Below are 16459 nucleotides of genomic sequence, written 5' to 3'. Positions count from 1 at the left end.
TCCTGACCCGATAGGATTAAGAGGCGGGCTGAATTTATATGCATATGCACCGAATCCGCTGTCATGGATCGATTCGTTAGGATTATTAAGATGTGGACTTACCGGTAATGAAGTTGGTGATGCATCAAATCTACCTGTAATAAAACCCGGAACAGTAGAGTGGAAAAAGGCTGTTGATACAATGAAGAATAATGGCAGTAGTAAGCCTAATTTTAGGGTTGCAGATAGGAGTACCGCAGAAAATCTATTGAAAAACTCCAAATCTAATATCCCGGAGTATCCAAAATATTTTGGAAGTAAAAATTACCCTGATAAGACTGGTTTTGAATATCATCCTAATGAATCTTATACTATAAATGCGCCAGAGAATAACCTGCCACATATAAAATGGTCGGATTACGGTACAGGTAAGAAGGCTCCAGGTAGCGGAAAAGGGCATATTTTTTATGACTGATATCATTTTTGATGAAGCTCTCTACCCTATAGCTTGGCGTCTGAACTCAGAAGATTGTCGTTTATCTCCCGATGAGAAAAGAAAGATTGTGCTTCTCAATGGGGATGAGTCTGAGAAGCTTTGGGATCAGGTTTTTCCATTTGATATGTTAATGAGTATTAAACCTTCGCAATGCCGTATCATTGAAAAAATGGAATTAGATTTTGATGAGGAAGAAGAGTCTGCAATTTTTTTCCGCGAGAAGTTAATAGGGATCTCTGATATTATATTCTTTTGGGGACGGCGAGCTGCCGCTATTGTCATTTCTGCGGATATCTTTATAAAAGCATGGGATGATTTTTTCTATCCTGGTGATGAAGCGAGTGTTATTTATATTCCGAACACAAGCAATATAATTTTTTCTTATGAAGAAACGTTTTTTTATGCTGAAATAGTAAAATAAAAGTAGCCGGGTAAAAAACTAATCTTCCCGGATTTTTTATTACTTAACTTTCGTTCAGCACACTAAACCCTCCGTCTTTCAGCAACCGCCTGTCACGCGGGGAGAAGCCGTGCTGCCATAACCGCCCGGAAGTGGTGAACGGCGTTCGCTACCGCTATGACAGCGTTGCCCGGGTGACGGAACGGGCGCTGTATCATGAAGTGTAGCACCCGGAATATGACTCATTTCACCAGCTGGTGAAGGGCACCTGCCTGCCGTCGGACTGGCACCGCCTGGAGCGCCATATCCGCTATGAGTATGATGCGCCATGTGCTGCGTCCGGGTTCTGCGGGCAGGAATGAACGGGAGCAGGTGACGCATTTTATCTGGAACGGCCTGCAGCTGCTGGCGGAAGAAACCGCCGCACGACTGGTGGTGTATGTGTATGAGAATGTTTGCTGCAAGCAACATCTTCCCGCGACCAGAAAGTGAAATACCTCTTCCCTGCTACATCCGTAACGAGGAATCCTCCCCCCCGAAAAACGTGACAAACCTCACATCTATGCCAGGCTTACTAACACCTTAAAACAATGTTCAAAGGAGTAAGCATGTCTGAGCAAACCAAGAAAACCTCCCTCGCACCGGAATACCCTACTCCTCCCTTCGTTGAGCAACCGCAGCCAGTACCGGGCCTTGCCAGCAAGATGATCCCCGTTCCCGATCACGGTGAAACCAGCTATCGCGGCTCCGGTCGGTTGACCGGACGCAAGGCGCTGATCACCGGTGGTGATTCAGGTATCGGTCGTGCGGTGGCGATTGCCTATGCGCGTGAAGGTGCGGATGTTGCCATTAACTATCTGCCGGAAGAAGAATCTGACGCGGCGGAAGTGATCAAGCTGATCGAGGCGGAAGGACGTAAAGCCATCGCTATTCCCGGTGATATTCGTTCGGAAGCGTTCTGTGAAAAGCTGGTTAAAGAGGCAGTCAGTCAGCTTGGCGGGCTGGATATTCTGGTTAACAACGCAGGTCGCCAGCAGTTCAATGAGTCGATCCGCACTCTGACTACTGAAGATTTTGATGCGACGTTCAAGACTAACGTCTATGCAATGTTCTGGATCACTCGTGCTGCGGTGGAGCATCTGCCACGCGGAGCCAGCATTATTAATACGTCTTCCGTGCAGGCTTATCAGCCCAGCCCGATCCTGCTGGACTATGCGCAGACTAAAGCGTCGATTGTGGCCTTCACCAAATCACTGGCCCAGCAACTGGGGAAAGACGGTATTCGGGTGAACGCTGTCGCGCCGGGGCCATACTGGACGCCATTGCAGTCCAGCGGGGGTCAGCCACAGGAAAAAGTTAAACAGTTCGGTGCCAGCGCGCCGCTGGGTCGTCCGGGTCAGCCAGCAGAAATTGCTGCGCTGTATGTGACGATGGCCTCCCCGGAGAGCAGCTACAGCTCCGGCCAGGTATGGTGCTCTGACGGTGGTACCGGCACGTTATAAGTCTGTTCTGCATGGCCGCCGTCCGGCGGCCATATCTGCTATCTGCATCAGCCTGGATATAAACATTGAAGAACGCTGAATATCACTCCCCCGTCCGCAAGGAGGGCTACGCCGAACTCGGCGACTATGCGGCTATCGGCGAAGGGCGCTCAGTGGCGCTGATCGCGCCCGATGGTTCCATCGACTGGTGGTGTGCGCCTAACCTCGACTCCCCTCCCCTTTTTGATCGCCTGCTCGATCCCGGTATCGGCGGTTTTTTTCAGCTTGAGCCCGAAGGGGAATATAAAGCTACCCGCCAGTACCGGCAGGACAGCAACGTGCTGGAAACCTGTTTTGAAACCGAAACGGGTAAAGTCCTGCTGACGGAATCCATCAACAGCACGCTGGCGGGCCGACTGCCGTGGAGCGAACTGGCGCGTCGTATTGAAGGTGTTGAAGGTGAGGTCACCCTTAAACTTTCGTTGCGCTTTGGCACCCGCGCGGAGACCCGCTCACCGTGGATGGCGCAGACAAACCTGGGGAATGTCTACCATATTGCCGATCTGATGGCGATGCTGCGCACCAGCGATGAAGTGAATATTATGCATGCTGATGACGAACAGGTTGAAGGTCGGCTAAAAACGTCGCCGGGTTCACGGGCGCTGGTCGCGCTGCTGGTGACGGAAAAAGAGCCGCTGGCGGTGCCGGAGCTTTCCGCGATTGATGATCGAATTGAAACCAGCCATACCGCCTGGTGCGACTGGGCAAAAAGCCTGAGCTACGAAGGACGCTTCCAGAAACACGTTGGCCGTTCGGCGCTGGCGCTGAAATTTCTCTGGTACTCCCCGACCGGCGCGCTGGCTGCCGCCGCAACCACCTCGCTGCCGGAAGGTATCGGCGGCGAGAAAAATTACGACTATCGCTACGCGTGGATCCGCGATGCCTGCCTGATCATCAAAGCCTTTGCCTTCCTCGGCGCGCTGGAAGAGTGTAAAGCCGCGTTCTCCTGGCTGTCGAAAACTATCCTGCGCCACGGCGTGCGGCTCCATGCCTGTTACACCCTTGAGGGCGATCTGGTGCCGGAAGAAACCTTCCCGCCGCTGCGCGGTTATAAAGACTCGACGCCGGTCCGTGTGGGCAATAACGCCCGCGATCAAATGCAGTTAAGCATGTACGGCGATATGCTGGCTACCGCGCAGCTGTTCGTTAAAGCCGGGCACGTCCTGGATCTGACGACCTCCCGCCTGCTTGGAGAACTGGCGAACTGCTGCGCCGATCACTGGCGGCAGAAGGACTCCGGGATCTGGGAATTACCGGATCTCCAGCACTACACGCACTCAAAAATGGCCTGCTGGCTGGCGCTGGATATGGCGGTACTGATGGCGGAAGAGAAGCACATCGAACCGACCTGGCTACATCGCTGGCAGCGCGAGCGGGACCGCATCCGCGACTGGATCGAAAGCCACTGCTGGAGTGAAGAGAAGCAGGCATACCTGTTTTATCCTGGCAGCGACGGCGGTCTGGACGCTTCGCTGGCGCTGGTGCATCGCTACGGACGCAAAGTGGATCCGCAGCGGATGCTGGCGACCTATCAGGCGATCCGCAAGGATCTGGGCAATGACTGCGCAATGCTCTACCGCTACAGCGGCGTGGACCAGGAAGAAAATACCTTCGTAGCCTGCTCGTTCTGGCTGGCTGAAGCCTGGGCGGCGATGGGGCATATCGATAAAGCCGAAGAAGCGATGAAAGAGATCCTCGACTCGTTGTGCGATAAGGGCAACGTCGAAACCTTCAATGAAATGTTCGACGTCAGAACGGGTACCTGGAGCGGCAATATGCCTCAGGGACTGAGCCATCTGGCGCTGATCTGCGCCGCGCAAGCCATGACCGATCACGACCAGCGCGCGAGTAAGATGAGAGTAATTGATAGTAAGTGACATGTTAAACCCGGCGCTTCCTGCTAAATCTGGCGCTATTTACATTCAGCAGGAACGCTACTATGAAACTTATTGCTATCGCCAGCGGGCTGCTCTCTGCCCTCACGCTATGCACTTTTGACGCTCATGCAGGCCCGCAGGCGCAGACCCTGTGCGCCTACCACCACACCCTCGGCGACGATGCCATTATGATGTTCGGCAAAGCAGGCCAGGCAATACTGTACGATTTTTTTGGCAACACCCACACTGATGCCTCCTCAACATGGCAGACGCTGCGCACGCAGCCGGAAACCAGTTGTGATAACCAGGCTGACAGCTCAGCCTGGTGGGCACCCAGCCTGAAACTGCCCGACGGCGAGGTGGTAAAACCCGCCTGGCAGAAAACGTATTATCAGGCGTCAGGCGTGGATAAATATCCGCTGCATCCTTTCCCGGCGGGACTTGAACTGCTGGCGGGCGATCATCGCGGCACCGGCCCCAACGCCAGCATTAACTTTTTATGCTCCGACGCGGAAGCCACCCATACCGCAGGTGAAGTCTGCGGGCTGCGTAAATCAGGCGATGCCGTGCAGTTTAATATCGGTATTTTGTTCCCCAACTGCTGGGACGGCACTCACCTCAAACCAACCCGCGACCACAGCAACGCGGCCTATGCGGATAACGGCAAATGCCCGGCGGACTATCCGATCAAACTGCCAGGGATCAATATGAACATCGCGTATGTGATGCCGCATCTGACTTCACTGGATACCTCAAAAATACAGCTATCGCTGGACCCGACCCTGAATGGCAATCACCGTGAGGAGCACTGGGGCAGCATTTATACCGCGCACGCTGACTTTATGAACGGCTGGCGCGAAGAATCCGCGCACTTCATGACCGAAATGTGCATGAATAACGACATGGACTGCGGCTCCAACGTTCCCTATGCCTGGTCAAAAGCGGAAGAAAATACCTGGGTCAGCAGTCAGAGGCCGAATATTCACAACGACTCGCCTGCCAGACTGGAAGTACGGGATGACTGGAGCAACGGCGGACGTACCCACAATTCGGAAACCCTGGCGCTGATTAAATTTAAAATTCCTCATCTGCCCGCGGGAATGGATACCTCACTGTTCAAATACCGCGTGCGTCTGTACGGCAGCACCGTCGAAAAAAACGGCACGCATCAGATATTCCTCTATCCGACCAGCAACAGCTGGAATACCCGAATCTTGACCTGGAATACGCGCCCGGCAGCGAACTACAACGCGGACGGAAGTCTCTACATTAACAACACCCGCGAGTATCGTTATGTGGATGTGGATAAAGCCGTGCGCAAAGCGCTGGCAGAAGGGAAAAGCGAGATTTCCTGGTATATCGGCGGCGACCGTCAGGGCAACCACTATGAATTTTACCCGGAGGAGTCGCGGCAAAGTCTGGTGCTGATGCTGACGGGGTATAAAAAAGTTTCGCAGAGTTAACGGCGCATGGCGGAGCCTTAACTGGCTCCGCCAGCGGGTTACTTCTCGACAATCAGCGGTTCAATATCGCTCTCTTTTTTGATCACCAGCGAATCGTCCCCGCGCAGGCACGTTCCGCCGTAGCTGCCGCCGATGGTAAACGTGCAAACCTGAATATATTTCCCGGCAACCCTGGGCAGACACCAGAGCTGCTGGTAAATATTTTTCTGCGCGGCAAATTTACCGCTGGTTTTGTCCAGCAGCTCTTCCTGATGGCTTACCAGATCGATATTGCTGCCGCAGCGACCGGCAATCGGTTTGACTGCGTATCCCGTCTGCACCAGCTCGTCATTGACCACAAAATCGGTATCCAGCAGATAACGATGGTGCGGGAACAGCGACCAGAGGATCGGCAGAATGGCTTTATTGCCGGGGATCACCGTCCACAGCGGTTCGAATACTAACACTTCAGGACGCAGCAGCACGTCGATGAGACGCACCTCGTGCTGCGGGTGCCCGGTGCGGATGGGCACAGCGGCATACTCCGTCTCGCTGACTTCACGCACCTGCTCCAGTGCAGTCTCCCAGGCCCAGGTTTTCCAGACGCAGTTAACCAGCCGCCCGTCGCCATCAACAAGCTGACCCGCGCTATCCCAGCAGAGTTCGTCCAGCCCGCGCAGGATTTTGCTTTCGAATCCGGCCTGCTCCAGCGCCTGCTGCATAAACTGGGCGTGGTAGTTCTCCTCGATGTCCTTATCCTGCATGATATGAACAAAGGGGCGGGCGTGGCTGTGTTTCCAGGCACCGATCAGATCGTTCAGCAGCCCTTCGCCGGGGTTATAGCCTTTGCCTTTATAGCCCCGTTCGGCCCAGCGTTCGAGGATCAGCCCCGCTTCGGTGTGGCAGGAGGCTGAATCCGCGTTGTACTCATAGACTTTTAGCCCGCGCTCATCCATACAAAAATCCATTCGCCCGGTGATCATGTCGTGGCGACGGCGCTGCCAGGAAAGGCGCAGGCGCGGCCAGAGGATTTTAGGAATATCAAACAGCGCCAGCAGATTATCATCCTTCATCACCTTGTCGGTGGCGTGGAGATACATCAGGTGCAGCTCGTTAGTGGCTTTGATCAGTTCCTGCTCGGCGGTTTGCGAAATGGTAAAATACTGTTCGGGATCGCGATTGATCACGTGACCGTTTGCCTGCACATAGGCGTGCTGCAGCGGGTCATCCTCATTAAGCCACTTACCGTCAAACTGCCCTTTGTTTTCAAGGCGTGCGCCTTTAATGACCAGCGCATCACCGGCCACTTCCGGCTGCGGCAGGCTGTATTCGGTGTCATCCGTCTGGATCATCCAGCCCAGAATGGTGGTGTCATCAAAAGTATCACGCAGGGTGTAACGGCCATCTTCAACCACCAGCGTCAGCTCACGGGTCCACTGCTGACCGGGAGGGAGCGGGGTGTGCAGCACGTTCTGCTCGGCGATCCTGACGCTGTTCTTGCGCAGTTGGGTGATCACCGCGACGTGTCCGGTATCTTTAAACTCGCCGCCTTTTTGCCAGATCAGCAGCGCACCCGCTTCAGGAGGACGCCGCGAGCCGTTGGCAAACGCCTGTAGCGGCAGAATGTTGTCATTCACCACCTGGCGCAGAAAGCGCAGCGAGAAAATCTCCCACGCCATACCGACGTCGGTAAACACCACGCCATAGTTAAGGAACAGAAAACGGCGGGCGAACTCCACGCACTGCCATTTATAGCCCATGTATTCGTTGTCGATATAGCTGCGGAAGGCCGCGTCATCGGCATACTCTTTGGGATCGAGGGAGCTGTAATCGGAAGAGTAGATCGCCACACCGCCGGGGGCATAGCCTAAAAGCGTCCCAAAAGGGGCATCCTGATGGGTAATTGCGTTGCTCATTAACCTGACCTTATGTGCTAACCAGACAGACATCGACTTATCATACTCCTCATTAGCCGCTACCATGATCCAACAAAGGAAAAATTCATCCGTTGTCATAAAGGCAATGACTTCACCTCAACAAGGCAGGACAACATGTCAGAAAATAGCTATCAACCCCCGAAGGTATGGACATGGAACCAGAAAGGCGGCGGCGCATTTGCCAATATCAACCGCCCGGTCTCTGGCGCAACGCATGAAAAGGAGCTTCCTGTCGGTCAGCATCCGCTCCAGCTGTATTCACTGGGAACGCCGAACGGCCAGAAAGTGACCATTATGCTGGAAGAACTGCTGGCGAAAGGCGTGACCGGCGCGGAATACGACGCCTGGCTGATCCGCATCGGCGAGGGCGACCAGTTCTCCAGCGGCTTTGTTGACGTCAATCCGAACTCGAAAATCCCGGCGCTGCGCGATCATTCCACTACCCCGCCGACGCGGGTATTTGAATCCGGGTCGATCCTCGTTTATCTGGCGGAAAAATACGGCTACTTTTTGCCAAAAGATCTGGCGGCCCGTACCGAAACCCTTAACTGGCTGTTCTGGCTACAGGGATCGGCTCCGTTTCTCGGCGGCGGCTTTGGACACTTTTTCAGCTACGCCCCGGTGAAAATTGAGTACGCGATTGACCGCTTCACCATGGAGGCGAAGCGTCAGCTTGATGTGCTGGATAAACAGCTTGCCCGGCATCAGTACGTGGCGGGCGAGGAATATACCATTGCGGATATGGCAATCTGGCCGTGGTACGGCAACGTGGTGCTTGGCAACGTTTATGACGCCGCTGAATTCCTGGATGCTGGCAGCTACAAAAACGTACTGCGCTGGGCGAATGAGATCGCCAGCCGTCCGGCGGTGAAGCGTGGACGTATTGTTAACCGCACCAACGGCCCGCTCAACGAACAGCTCCACGAACGTCACGACGCCAGCGACTTCGATAACCAGACCGAAGACAAACGCCAGTCCTGATCGACGCTCCCGCCGGGCTTATGCCGGCGGGAGCGTGAGTCCATCAGAAAGCCACCCACTCTTCCTGTGATGCGTTTTTTCCGGTGCGTGGCGTAATGACGGGCGTCACGACCTCAGGCATCCGGGCCTCCTGCGCAGAAAGCCGGAATTTTTGCACCGAGCTTTGCAAGTCTTCGGTCTGGATGCGCAGCGCCGCCGCTGCCGCCGAGACCTGCTCAACCAGCGAGGCGTTCTGCTGGGTCACGCCGTCCATTTGCGTAATGGCGATCCCGACCTGAGAAATGCCTTTGCTCTGCTCGCCTGTTGCCGCTGCGATCTGCTTCATAATGGTAGTCACTTCCTGCACCGCGCGCAGGATTGCCTCCATCGTGGTTCCGGCATCGGAAACCAGACGCGAGCCTTTATCCACCCGATTCACGGAATCAGCAATCAGCGTTTCGATCTCTTTGGCCGCGTTCGCACTGCGGCTGGCGAGATTACGGACTTCGCCTGCCACCACAGCAAAACCGCGCCCCTGCTCACCCGCCCGCGCCGCTTCCACCGCCGCGTTAAGCGCCAGAATATTGGTCTGGAAGGCAATGCTGTTGATCACATTGGTAATTTCGGCGATTTTCTTCGAGCTGGCGGAGATACCGACCATCGTATCGACGACTTCTCCAACCAGTTCGCCGCCACGGCTGGCGGTGGTTGAAGCGACATCGGCAAGCTCGCTGGCCTGCTGAGCATGGTCGGCGTTCAGTTTCACCGTCGCGGTCAGTTGCTCCATGCTGGCCGCCGTCTCTTCCAGCGCCGCAGCCTGCTCTTCGGTGCGCGAAGAGAGATCGTTATTGCCGTTGGCAATTTCGGTCGCCCCGCGCCAGATGTTTTCACTGCCGGAGCGAATATTGCTGACCGCATCGCGCAGGCTTTCCTGCATCGCCTGTAACAGCGGCACCAGTTGCCCGACGCAGTTACGCCCCAGATCGTCCATCGGTTGGCTCAGATCGCCCTGCGCAATCTGCCGGAACTGCTGGCGAATACGCTCCAGCGGCTTAACCAGAAAATTAACCAGGTAGCGGTCAGAAAAAATCAGCAGCAAAATGCCGACGATCACCGCCGCGATAATGGCGTAACGGGTGACGCTGGTCCGCGCATCTACCATCACGCGGGTGCGCTCAAGCGTTGTTGCGGCAGCGGCGTTGAATTTCTCGGCGCTTTGACCAAACGCGCGGCTCAGCGGCGGCGTGATTTGATTGGCCTGAGCGCGATACTCCTCCGCCGTTCCCTGCTGCGCGCGCTGCATTTGCGGGATCACACCCTGGTCCAGCAGCGCCTGCCAGTTGTTGATCACTTCCGCCGAGATTTGCGCATCCATCGCGCCAGGAGAGAGCTTTTTCAGCTCCTCCAGTCTGGAGCGCATACTCTCCAGCGCCTGCTGCGGCGACGCAAAATCCGCCGTGCCGCCTGCCGCTTTGGTTTCCATCGCCCGACCAAGACGGGTTACAAAACGAAAATACTGATCGTTACCCTGACTTAACACGGTCATTTGTTTAACCAGTTGCCGGTCAATGTCGTTCCCTTCAGCGACTTTGCTGAGGGCAAAAACGCTGTACAGGCCGACGCCGCACCATAGCACGCAGAAGATACCGAGGATCATCAGCATAACGAGGCGGATAGTGAGATTACGAAGAAGTCGCATTGAAGTTCCTTGCCTTGTGGGATTGCTTACCTCTCGTTATCGGCAAGGCGTGGAGAATTTATAACCTTTTGTGATTATTTTTTGTAAATATTACTTTTCATAAAGGTAAATTCAGTGCTGCTACACAACAGAACAATCATTTTTCTTAACCTGATTTAGAGGAATATCCTGCCAGAGATCAGGGTTAAACATGGTAAGGTTTCACGAACGGGCGCTGGAATTCTGGCCACACCAGCGCGACCAGCGTGGGGTAAGCGTCTAGGCTGAACTCGCGAAAACACTGTTGCAGATTCACCACGTCGAGGTCGGCGTGCGGCACCTTCTCGCCGTTCAGGCAGCGCTGTTTAAGATTGTCGTAATATTTATACACCGCAGAATTGAGATCGCTACAGCGACGCTGGGCGTCAAATAAACCCGGCGTCGCCTTTATTTGCGTGACGTCCATGCGCTTAATAGTGGCATGTAAAAAGTCAATATATTCATGATTTACCCGCCAGTACCATGCCGGAGTAATTGCATTCATTAGCCGGGAGAAATGGTCTTCCCCCTCTTCTTTCGACCTCGCGACTACCGGTGCCGGTGATTCTTCTTCACTTTCCGTCGGTGCTTTATTGAACTCTGCCATCAGGAAGAGAATAATAGCGGTGAGCAATAGCAGTGCAATCACTAAATAAATAATGCTGTTCATGGCGCGCTCCATTTTTTTTGATTTTAAAAGTGCGCCATGTTATTGTCAACGAGCCTCATATTATAATGTTCCCCATGATGTTGAAAGTTAAGGAATTTAAATGATACCCGAGACCCTTATCCCGGCTCGCTTTCACACGTCCGAGACAGGGGAAGAAAGTGGGGAAGCAGAAAGTACCGCCAGTTTAACTCAGGGAAAAAGAACCCTCGCCGATTTCGAAAGAGACATATTAACCTCGTCCGGGCGCAGCGCTTTTTCCAGAAATATGTTACTGGAAGAACGCGATCGCCATATAAAAGACAGACTGTTCCGTGTTGTCAAAATTGAAGCTTTCTGCCACATCCTTAATCAGTTACAGGCCGAAGGTGATTTCTCTGCTCAGGAATTAAGTCAAATTTTAGCAGATAAAACGCTGGAGATTAATGAAGCCGGAAATGAAATTTGGCTTAATTTGATTACCGGCGAAAAGGCTGCGCCTATGTTTTACAATCTGGAGGACGAATAACGTGAAAAAATATGATAGCAAAGACGTTTATTTGACTTTAGACGATACAAAAAGCGATGAAGTTATCTTAAAGCACAATCTTGCGGTATTGATTAGCGATAAAAATGCCACCATTCAGAACACGGCGAAAGCGCTGACTTCAATCCCCGCTGCGCTGGTCAAAATGAAATGGCAGAACCGCCGCGAGATATACGCCTATCAGATCAAAGAAGAAATTTACGGCGCAATCCTTAATGAGATTATCGCCCGCCGTCCCGATCTGGAAGACAAAATCCTCGACGGCGTAGAAGAGAAATATCAACGCATACGTGAGCGCGAGACGGCAACGCTTTCCCTCACCCGTAAACTCTCCGACGGCGGTTTTCGCACCGCCAACGTGCGCATCGTCCCGCTGGAAAACGTCCCGCCCGCCCCTCAGCCCGCAGCCACACCGGGTACAGAAGATCCCGATTAATTTCCCCCCTCCGGTATGGGCGACTACGCTTAACGTATTCGTCACCCACCATGGAGATCGTATTCATGTCAAAGAATCAAACCACTGTCCAGGATCCAACCACCCAATATCACACCGGTGAATACCCAAAACAGAAGCAGCCTGCGCCGGGCGTACAGGCCAAAATGACGCCGGTGCCGGACTGCGGTGAAAAAAGCTATGTGGGAAGCGGTCGTCTTAAAGAGCGTAAGGCACTGGTGACAGGTGGTGACTCCGGTATCGGACGCGCTGCCGCCATTGCTTACGCACGTGAAGGTGCAGACGTGGCAATCAACTATCTGCCTGCGGAAGAAGAAGACGCGCAGGAAGTGAAAGCGCTGATTGAGGCGGCGGGCCGTAAAGCGGTCCTGATCCCTGGCGACCTGAGTGATGAATCTTTCGCCCGCTCGCTGGTGCATAAGGCCCGTGAAGCGCTCGGCGGACTGGATGTGCTGGCGCTGGTCGCCGGGAAACAGACCGCCATTGAGGACATCGCCGATTTGACCAGTGAACAGTTTCAGCAGACCTACGCGGTGAACGTGTTTGCGCTGTTCTGGATCACCCAGGAGGCGCTGCCGCACCTGCAACCGGGGGCAAGCATTATCACCACCTCCTCCATCCAGGCCTACCAGCCCAGCCCGCACCTGCTGGACTACGCCTCGACTAAAGCCGCGATCCTTAACTACAGTCGTGGTCTGGCCAAGCAGGTTGCAGAGAAAGGTATTCGGGTAAACGTGGTCGCGCCAGGTCCAATCTGGACAGCACTTCAGGTTTCTGGCGGTCAGCCGCAGCACAAGCTGCCGGAGTTTGGTCAGCAAACGCCGATGAAGCGTGCCGGGCAGCCAGCCGAGCTGGCACCGATTTATGTCTATCTGGCAAGCCATGAATCCAGCTACGTTACTGCCGAAGTGCACGGCGTATGCGGCGGGGAACATTTAGGCTAGGCATAAAAAAAGCTGGCATGAAGCCAGCTTTCATTGACTGAGGCGACGAGGGCGATTACTTCGCTTTCGTCACTTCTTCACCTACCAGACCAATCTTCAGATAGCCTGCCTGGTGCAGTGTATCCATCACTTTCATCATCGTTTCGTAATCCACGGTTTTATCCGCACGGAAGAAAATGGTGGTGTCTTTCTTACCTTCGGTCAGGGTATTCAGCGTGTTAACCATCGTCTCGTCGGTGATCGGATCGTTACCGAGGAACATGCTGTTGTCTGCTTTCACCGAAAGATAAATCGGTTTTTCCGGTCGCGGCTGCGGCTGGCTGGAGGAAGCCGGGAGATTCACCTTCACATCGACAGTCGCCAGCGGCGCGGCCACCATGAAGATAATCAGCAGCACCAACATCACGTCGATAAACGGCGTGACGTTGATGTCATGCATTTCACCGTTATCATCCAGATTTTCATTAAGATGCAAAGCCATGCTGCATTACCCTAAGCGGAGTTTCTGGGTGGTACGCACAGGATGCGCGACGTTGCTGGCATCGAGATCGAGATCGCGGCTCTGCAACAGCAGAATTTGCGCGGCAACATCACCGAGCGAGGCTTTGTAGCTGGCAATCATACGGGCGAAAATGTTGTAAATCACCACCGCCGGAATGGCCGCAATCAGGCCAATCGCCGTTGCCAGCAGCGCTTCCGCGATGCCCGGCGCAACGACCGCCAGGTTAGTGGTCTGGGTCTGGGCGATACCGATAAAGCTGTTCATGATCCCCCACACTGTCCCGAACAGGCCGACGAACGGGGAAATCGCGCCGATGGTGGCGAGATAACCGTTGCCGCGTCCCATGTGGCGACCAAACGCCGCCACGCGACGTTCCAGGCGGAAGCTGGTGCGCTCTTTAATCCCTTCGTTATCCGTTGAACCTTCGGAAAGCTCCAGTTCGTTCTGTGCTTCATAAATCAGGCGAGTGCTGAGGCTTCGGGCGTGGAAGGAGGAGGCGATATCGCTGGCCTGGTCCAGAGAGCGGGCTTCAGCGAGCTGCTGCTGTTCGCGCTTAATACGACGCTTATGCGCCAGCATTTCCACGCTTTTGCTGAAGAAAATAGCCCAGGTGACAACCGACGCCAGAAGCAGACCAATCATCACAATTTTAACCACGATGTCAGCATGTTGATACATGCCCAGAACGGAGAGATCCGTCTGCATCAAATTATTACCCACTCTTAATCTCCAGGACCCAGGTCACAAATCTGAGCATAATAATATCAAAACATCATCGAATTGATAGTAGTTCTCATTAGTATTTACATACTGCCGCAAATTCCGCTCATTTTCCTTGCGCTTACGCAGTAAAAAAGTCTTAAGTCGAATTCCGGGAAATTTTTCTACTGAATGCACCTGCGCGCGGGTGCATAATGCATCAATCGTGTTAATTTAGACATCCAGATGGATAAAAGCAGGTTGAGCGACTATGGCAGAGAAGCACATTGATACGGCCCTGGTGAATGCAGGGCGCAGCAAAAAATACACCCAGGGATCGGTAAACAGCGTCATTCAGCGCGCCTCGTCGCTGGTATTCGACAGCGTGGCGGCAAAAAAACAGGCCACCCGCAACCGGGCGAAGGGCGAACTCTTTTATGGTCGTCGCGGAACGCTGACCCATTTTTCGCTTCAGGAAGCGATGTGTGAACTGGAAGGCGGCGCGGGCTGCGCGCTGTTTCCCTGCGGTGCGGCGGCGGTAGCAAACAGCATTCTGGCGTTTGTCGAACAGGGCGATCATATCCTTATTACAAACAGTGCCTATGAACCGACGCAGGACTTTGCCACGAAAATTCTCGGTAAACTGGGCGTCACCACTGGCTGGTTCGATCCAACAATCGGCGCAAAAATTGCCGATCTGGTGCGCCCCAACACTAAAGTGGTTTTTCTGGAATCCCCCGGCTCGATCACCATGGAAGTGCATGACGTTCCGGCGATTGTGAGCGCGGTCAGGCGTGTAGCGCCTGATGCCATCATTATGATCGACAACACCTGGGCGGCGGGCATTCTGTTTAAGGCGCTGGATTTCGGCATTGATATCTCCATTCAGGCGGGCACGAAATACCTGATTGGGCATTCCGATGCGATGGTCGGCACTGCCGTCGCCAACGCCCGCTGCTGGGATCAACTGCGCGAGAACGCCTACCTGATGGGGCAGATGGTGGATGCGGACACCGCCTACATGACCAGCCGTGGTCTGCGCACGCTGGGCGTTCGCCTGCGTCAGCATCATGAAAGCAGCCTGAAAATTGCCGAATGGCTGGCCATTCATCCGCAGGTTGAGCAGGTGAATCACCCTGCCCTGCCCGGCAGCAAAGGCCATGAATTCTGGAAACGCGATTTCACCGGTAGCAGCGGCCTGTTCTCGTTCGTGCTGAAAAAGCGACTTAACGACGCGGAGCTGGCGGAGTACCTCGACAACTTCACGCTGTTCAGCATGGCCTACTCGTGGGGCGGCTATGAATCGCTGATCCTCGCCAACCAGCCGGAGCACATTGCCGCCATTCGTCCCGACGGCGAAGTGGACTTTGACGGTACGCTGATCCGTGTTCATATTGGTTTAGAGAATGTTGACGATCTTCTTGCCGATTTAGCAGCCGGTTTTTCCCGTATCGTGTCATAATAAACGCAAAATCACTCCGGTCGCGTAAGCGCTCGTGACCTGGAAGATGACGCGGACAGGCGACCAGAAGCACATCTTTTCGTACTTCAAAAGTGGAAAAGTCTGTAATGTTGCGTCCGGGATCAAGGTGTCCCGGGGCAGTAAAAGATACAATCGTCGAATAGATGCAGTTTCACGGGAAAGTTCATGGCTGTTATTCATAATATCGTCGCCGCACTCTGGCAGCATGATTTCGCTGCTCTGGCGAATCCGCACGTTATTGGTGTTGTTTATCTGGTTATGTTCGCCACGCTGTTTCTGGAAAACGGCCTCCTGCCTGCGTCTTTCTTACCGGGCGACAGCCTGCTTTTACTGGCGGGCGCGCTGATCGCCCGCGACGTCATGGGTTTTGTTCCCACCGTTGTCATTCTGACCACCGCAGCCAGTCTTGGCTGCTGGCTAAGCTACGCGCAGGGGCGCTGGCTGGGCAATACCCGCGTGGTCAAAGGTTGGCTGTCGCAGCTTCCCGAAAAATACCACCAGCGGGCAACCTGCATGTTTGACCGGCACGGCCTGCTGGCGTTGCTGGCGGGGCGTTTCCTGGCTTTCGTGCGTACGCTGCTGCCGACAATGGCGGGCATTTCCGGCCTGTCCAACCGCCGCTTTCAGTTTTTTAACTGGTTAAGTGCGCTGCTGTGGGTGCTGGTCGTCACCAGCTTCGGCTACGCGCTCAGCATGATCCCCTTCGTCAAGCGTCATGAAGATCAGGTCATGACCTTCCTGATGGTCCTGCCGATTTTCCTGCTGGTCGCCGGGCTGCTTGGCACCATTATCGTGGTGGTCAAAAAGAAATACTGTAACGCCTGATCGCCCGCCG

At 54.3% G+C, this 16459-nt stretch carries 17 protein-coding genes; 12 read left to right on the top strand and 5 right to left on the bottom strand.

Translation table 11 applies throughout. The features are described 5' to 3' along the window. Nucleotides 1-181 precede the first annotated feature (181 nt). From RT197_RS05860 to RT197_RS05835, 6 genes are all read left to right on the top strand, one after another. Nucleotides 182-454 (top strand): hypothetical protein, encoded by a 273-nt coding sequence (locus tag RT197_RS05860; RefSeq protein WP_312948281.1) that lies wholly within the window; start codon nt 182-184, stop codon nt 452-454. Continuing rightward, a complete protein-coding gene (locus RT197_RS05855) occupies nt 447-896 on the top strand; it encodes a hypothetical protein (protein ID WP_312948280.1) in 450 nt (149 codons plus the stop codon). Before RT197_RS05860 ends, RT197_RS05855 begins: the two co-directional genes overlap by 8 nt. A gap of 291 nt (nt 897-1187) precedes the next feature. Beyond that, nucleotides 1188-1367 carry a hypothetical protein gene (locus RT197_RS05850; RefSeq protein WP_312948278.1) on the top strand — a complete coding sequence of 60 codons (180 nt, stop codon included), beginning with the start codon at nt 1188-1190 and terminating at the stop codon, nt 1365-1367. A 116-nt stretch (nt 1368-1483) separates the two neighbouring features. Then, nucleotides 1484-2377 (top strand): SDR family oxidoreductase, encoded by an 894-nt coding sequence (locus RT197_RS05845; RefSeq protein ID WP_312948276.1) that lies wholly within the window; start codon nt 1484-1486, stop codon nt 2375-2377. Nucleotides 2378-2442: 65 nt separating this feature from the next. Beyond that, nucleotides 2443-4293, top strand: coding sequence for a glycoside hydrolase family 15 protein (locus RT197_RS05840; protein ID WP_312948274.1), 1851 nt, complete (start codon nt 2443-2445; stop codon nt 4291-4293). Between the two features lie 62 nt (nt 4294-4355). After that, complete coding sequence (locus RT197_RS05835) at nt 4356-5756, top strand: DUF1996 domain-containing protein (protein ID WP_312948272.1); 1401 nt, start codon at nt 4356-4358, stop codon at nt 5754-5756. 38 nt (nt 5757-5794) lie between these two features. Here the strand turns inward: RT197_RS05835 and gss are convergent, their stop codons facing one another. After that, nucleotides 5795-7651 carry a bifunctional glutathionylspermidine amidase/synthase gene (gene gss / locus RT197_RS05830; RefSeq protein WP_312948270.1) on the bottom strand — a complete coding sequence of 619 codons (1857 nt, stop codon included), beginning with the start codon at nt 7649-7651 and terminating at the stop codon, nt 5795-5797. 135 nt (nt 7652-7786) lie between these two features. On the opposite strand from gss, the gene yghU reads away from it, so the two are divergent. After that, nucleotides 7787-8653, top strand: a complete 867-nt coding sequence (yghU, locus tag RT197_RS05825) for a glutathione-dependent disulfide-bond oxidoreductase (protein ID WP_312948268.1) — start codon at nt 7787-7789, stop codon at nt 8651-8653. A 43-nt stretch (nt 8654-8696) separates the two neighbouring features. On the opposite strand, the gene RT197_RS05820 is transcribed toward yghU, so the two are convergent. Beyond that, nucleotides 8697-10331 carry a methyl-accepting chemotaxis protein gene (locus RT197_RS05820; RefSeq protein WP_312948267.1) on the bottom strand — a complete coding sequence of 545 codons (1635 nt, stop codon included), beginning with the start codon at nt 10329-10331 and terminating at the stop codon, nt 8697-8699. Nucleotides 10332-10515: 184 nt separating this feature from the next. Then, nucleotides 10516-11019, bottom strand: a complete 504-nt coding sequence (locus tag RT197_RS05815; RefSeq protein WP_312948266.1) for an ESA_00282 family adhesion-associated protein — start codon at nt 11017-11019, stop codon at nt 10516-10518. 100 nt (nt 11020-11119) lie between these two features. Between RT197_RS05815 and RT197_RS05810 the strand changes: the two genes are divergently transcribed. From RT197_RS05810 to RT197_RS05800, 3 genes are all read left to right on the top strand, one after another. Further along, a complete protein-coding gene (locus RT197_RS05810) occupies nt 11120-11524 on the top strand; it encodes a hypothetical protein (protein ID WP_312948264.1) in 405 nt (134 codons plus the stop codon). Between the two features lies 1 nt (nt 11525). Continuing rightward, complete coding sequence (locus RT197_RS05805; protein WP_312948262.1) at nt 11526-11978, top strand: cytoplasmic protein; 453 nt, start codon at nt 11526-11528, stop codon at nt 11976-11978. Between the two features lie 65 nt (nt 11979-12043). Next, on the top strand, nt 12044-12940 hold the full coding sequence (locus tag RT197_RS05800) for an SDR family oxidoreductase (RefSeq protein ID WP_312948260.1): 897 nt from the start codon (nt 12044-12046) through the stop codon (nt 12938-12940). A 55-nt stretch (nt 12941-12995) separates the two neighbouring features. Here RT197_RS05800 and exbD read toward each other — a convergent pair whose 3' ends face one another. Together exbD and exbB are read right to left on the bottom strand one after the other, a co-directional pair. After that, the gene (gene exbD / locus RT197_RS05795) at nt 12996-13421 is read right to left on the bottom strand and encodes a TonB system transport protein ExbD (RefSeq protein ID WP_312948259.1); all 426 of its coding nucleotides are present in this window, start codon (nt 13419-13421) and stop codon (nt 12996-12998) included. A 6-nt stretch (nt 13422-13427) separates the two neighbouring features. Further along, the gene (gene exbB / locus RT197_RS05790) at nt 13428-14162 is read right to left on the bottom strand and encodes a tol-pal system-associated acyl-CoA thioesterase (protein WP_312948257.1); all 735 of its coding nucleotides are present in this window, start codon (nt 14160-14162) and stop codon (nt 13428-13430) included. A gap of 250 nt (nt 14163-14412) precedes the next feature. Between exbB and metC the strand changes: the two genes are divergently transcribed. Together metC and yghB are read left to right on the top strand one after the other, a co-directional pair. Continuing rightward, nucleotides 14413-15603 (top strand): cystathionine beta-lyase, encoded by a 1191-nt coding sequence (metC, locus tag RT197_RS05785; protein WP_312948254.1) that lies wholly within the window; start codon nt 14413-14415, stop codon nt 15601-15603. Between the two features lie 186 nt (nt 15604-15789). Further along, the gene (gene yghB, locus RT197_RS05780) at nt 15790-16449 is read left to right on the top strand and encodes a DedA family general envelope maintenance protein YghB (protein ID WP_312948252.1); all 660 of its coding nucleotides are present in this window, start codon (nt 15790-15792) and stop codon (nt 16447-16449) included. The last annotated feature ends 10 nt before the right edge of the window (nt 16450-16459 follow it).

It is taken from the genome of Superficieibacter sp. (assembly GCF_032071645.1).
In the GTDB taxonomy this organism is placed as follows: domain Bacteria; phylum Pseudomonadota; class Gammaproteobacteria; order Enterobacterales; family Enterobacteriaceae; genus Superficieibacter.
This window is presented reverse-complemented; position numbering and strand designations above follow the sequence as displayed.

Bases quoted from the DNA above. Each gene is read 5' to 3' on its own strand.
- RT197_RS05860 (WP_312948281.1), top strand. From the start codon at position 182: ATGAAGAATAATGGCAGTAGTAAGCCTAATTTTAGGGTTGCAGATAGG.
- RT197_RS05855 (WP_312948280.1), top strand. From the start codon at position 447: ATGACTGATATCATTTTTGATGAAGCTCTCTACCCTATAGCTTGGCGT.
- RT197_RS05850 (WP_312948278.1), top strand. From the start codon at position 1,188: ATGAGTATGATGCGCCATGTGCTGCGTCCGGGTTCTGCGGGCAGGAAT.
- RT197_RS05845 (WP_312948276.1), top strand. From the start codon at position 1,484: ATGTCTGAGCAAACCAAGAAAACCTCCCTCGCACCGGAATACCCTACT.
- RT197_RS05835 (WP_312948272.1), top strand. From the start codon at position 4,356: ATGAAACTTATTGCTATCGCCAGCGGGCTGCTCTCTGCCCTCACGCTA.
- gss (WP_312948270.1), bottom strand. From the start codon at position 7,651: ATGAGCAACGCAATTACCCATCAGGATGCCCCTTTTGGGACGCTTTTA.
- yghU (WP_312948268.1), top strand. From the start codon at position 7,787: ATGTCAGAAAATAGCTATCAACCCCCGAAGGTATGGACATGGAACCAG.
- RT197_RS05820 (WP_312948267.1), bottom strand. From the start codon at position 10,331: ATGCGACTTCTTCGTAATCTCACTATCCGCCTCGTTATGCTGATGATC.
- RT197_RS05815 (WP_312948266.1), bottom strand. From the start codon at position 11,019: ATGAACAGCATTATTTATTTAGTGATTGCACTGCTATTGCTCACCGCT.
- RT197_RS05810 (WP_312948264.1), top strand. From the start codon at position 11,120: ATGATACCCGAGACCCTTATCCCGGCTCGCTTTCACACGTCCGAGACA.
- RT197_RS05800 (WP_312948260.1), top strand. From the start codon at position 12,044: ATGTCAAAGAATCAAACCACTGTCCAGGATCCAACCACCCAATATCAC.
- exbD (WP_312948259.1), bottom strand. From the start codon at position 13,421: ATGGCTTTGCATCTTAATGAAAATCTGGATGATAACGGTGAAATGCAT.
- metC (WP_312948254.1), top strand. From the start codon at position 14,413: ATGGCAGAGAAGCACATTGATACGGCCCTGGTGAATGCAGGGCGCAGC.
- yghB (WP_312948252.1), top strand. From the start codon at position 15,790: ATGGCTGTTATTCATAATATCGTCGCCGCACTCTGGCAGCATGATTTC.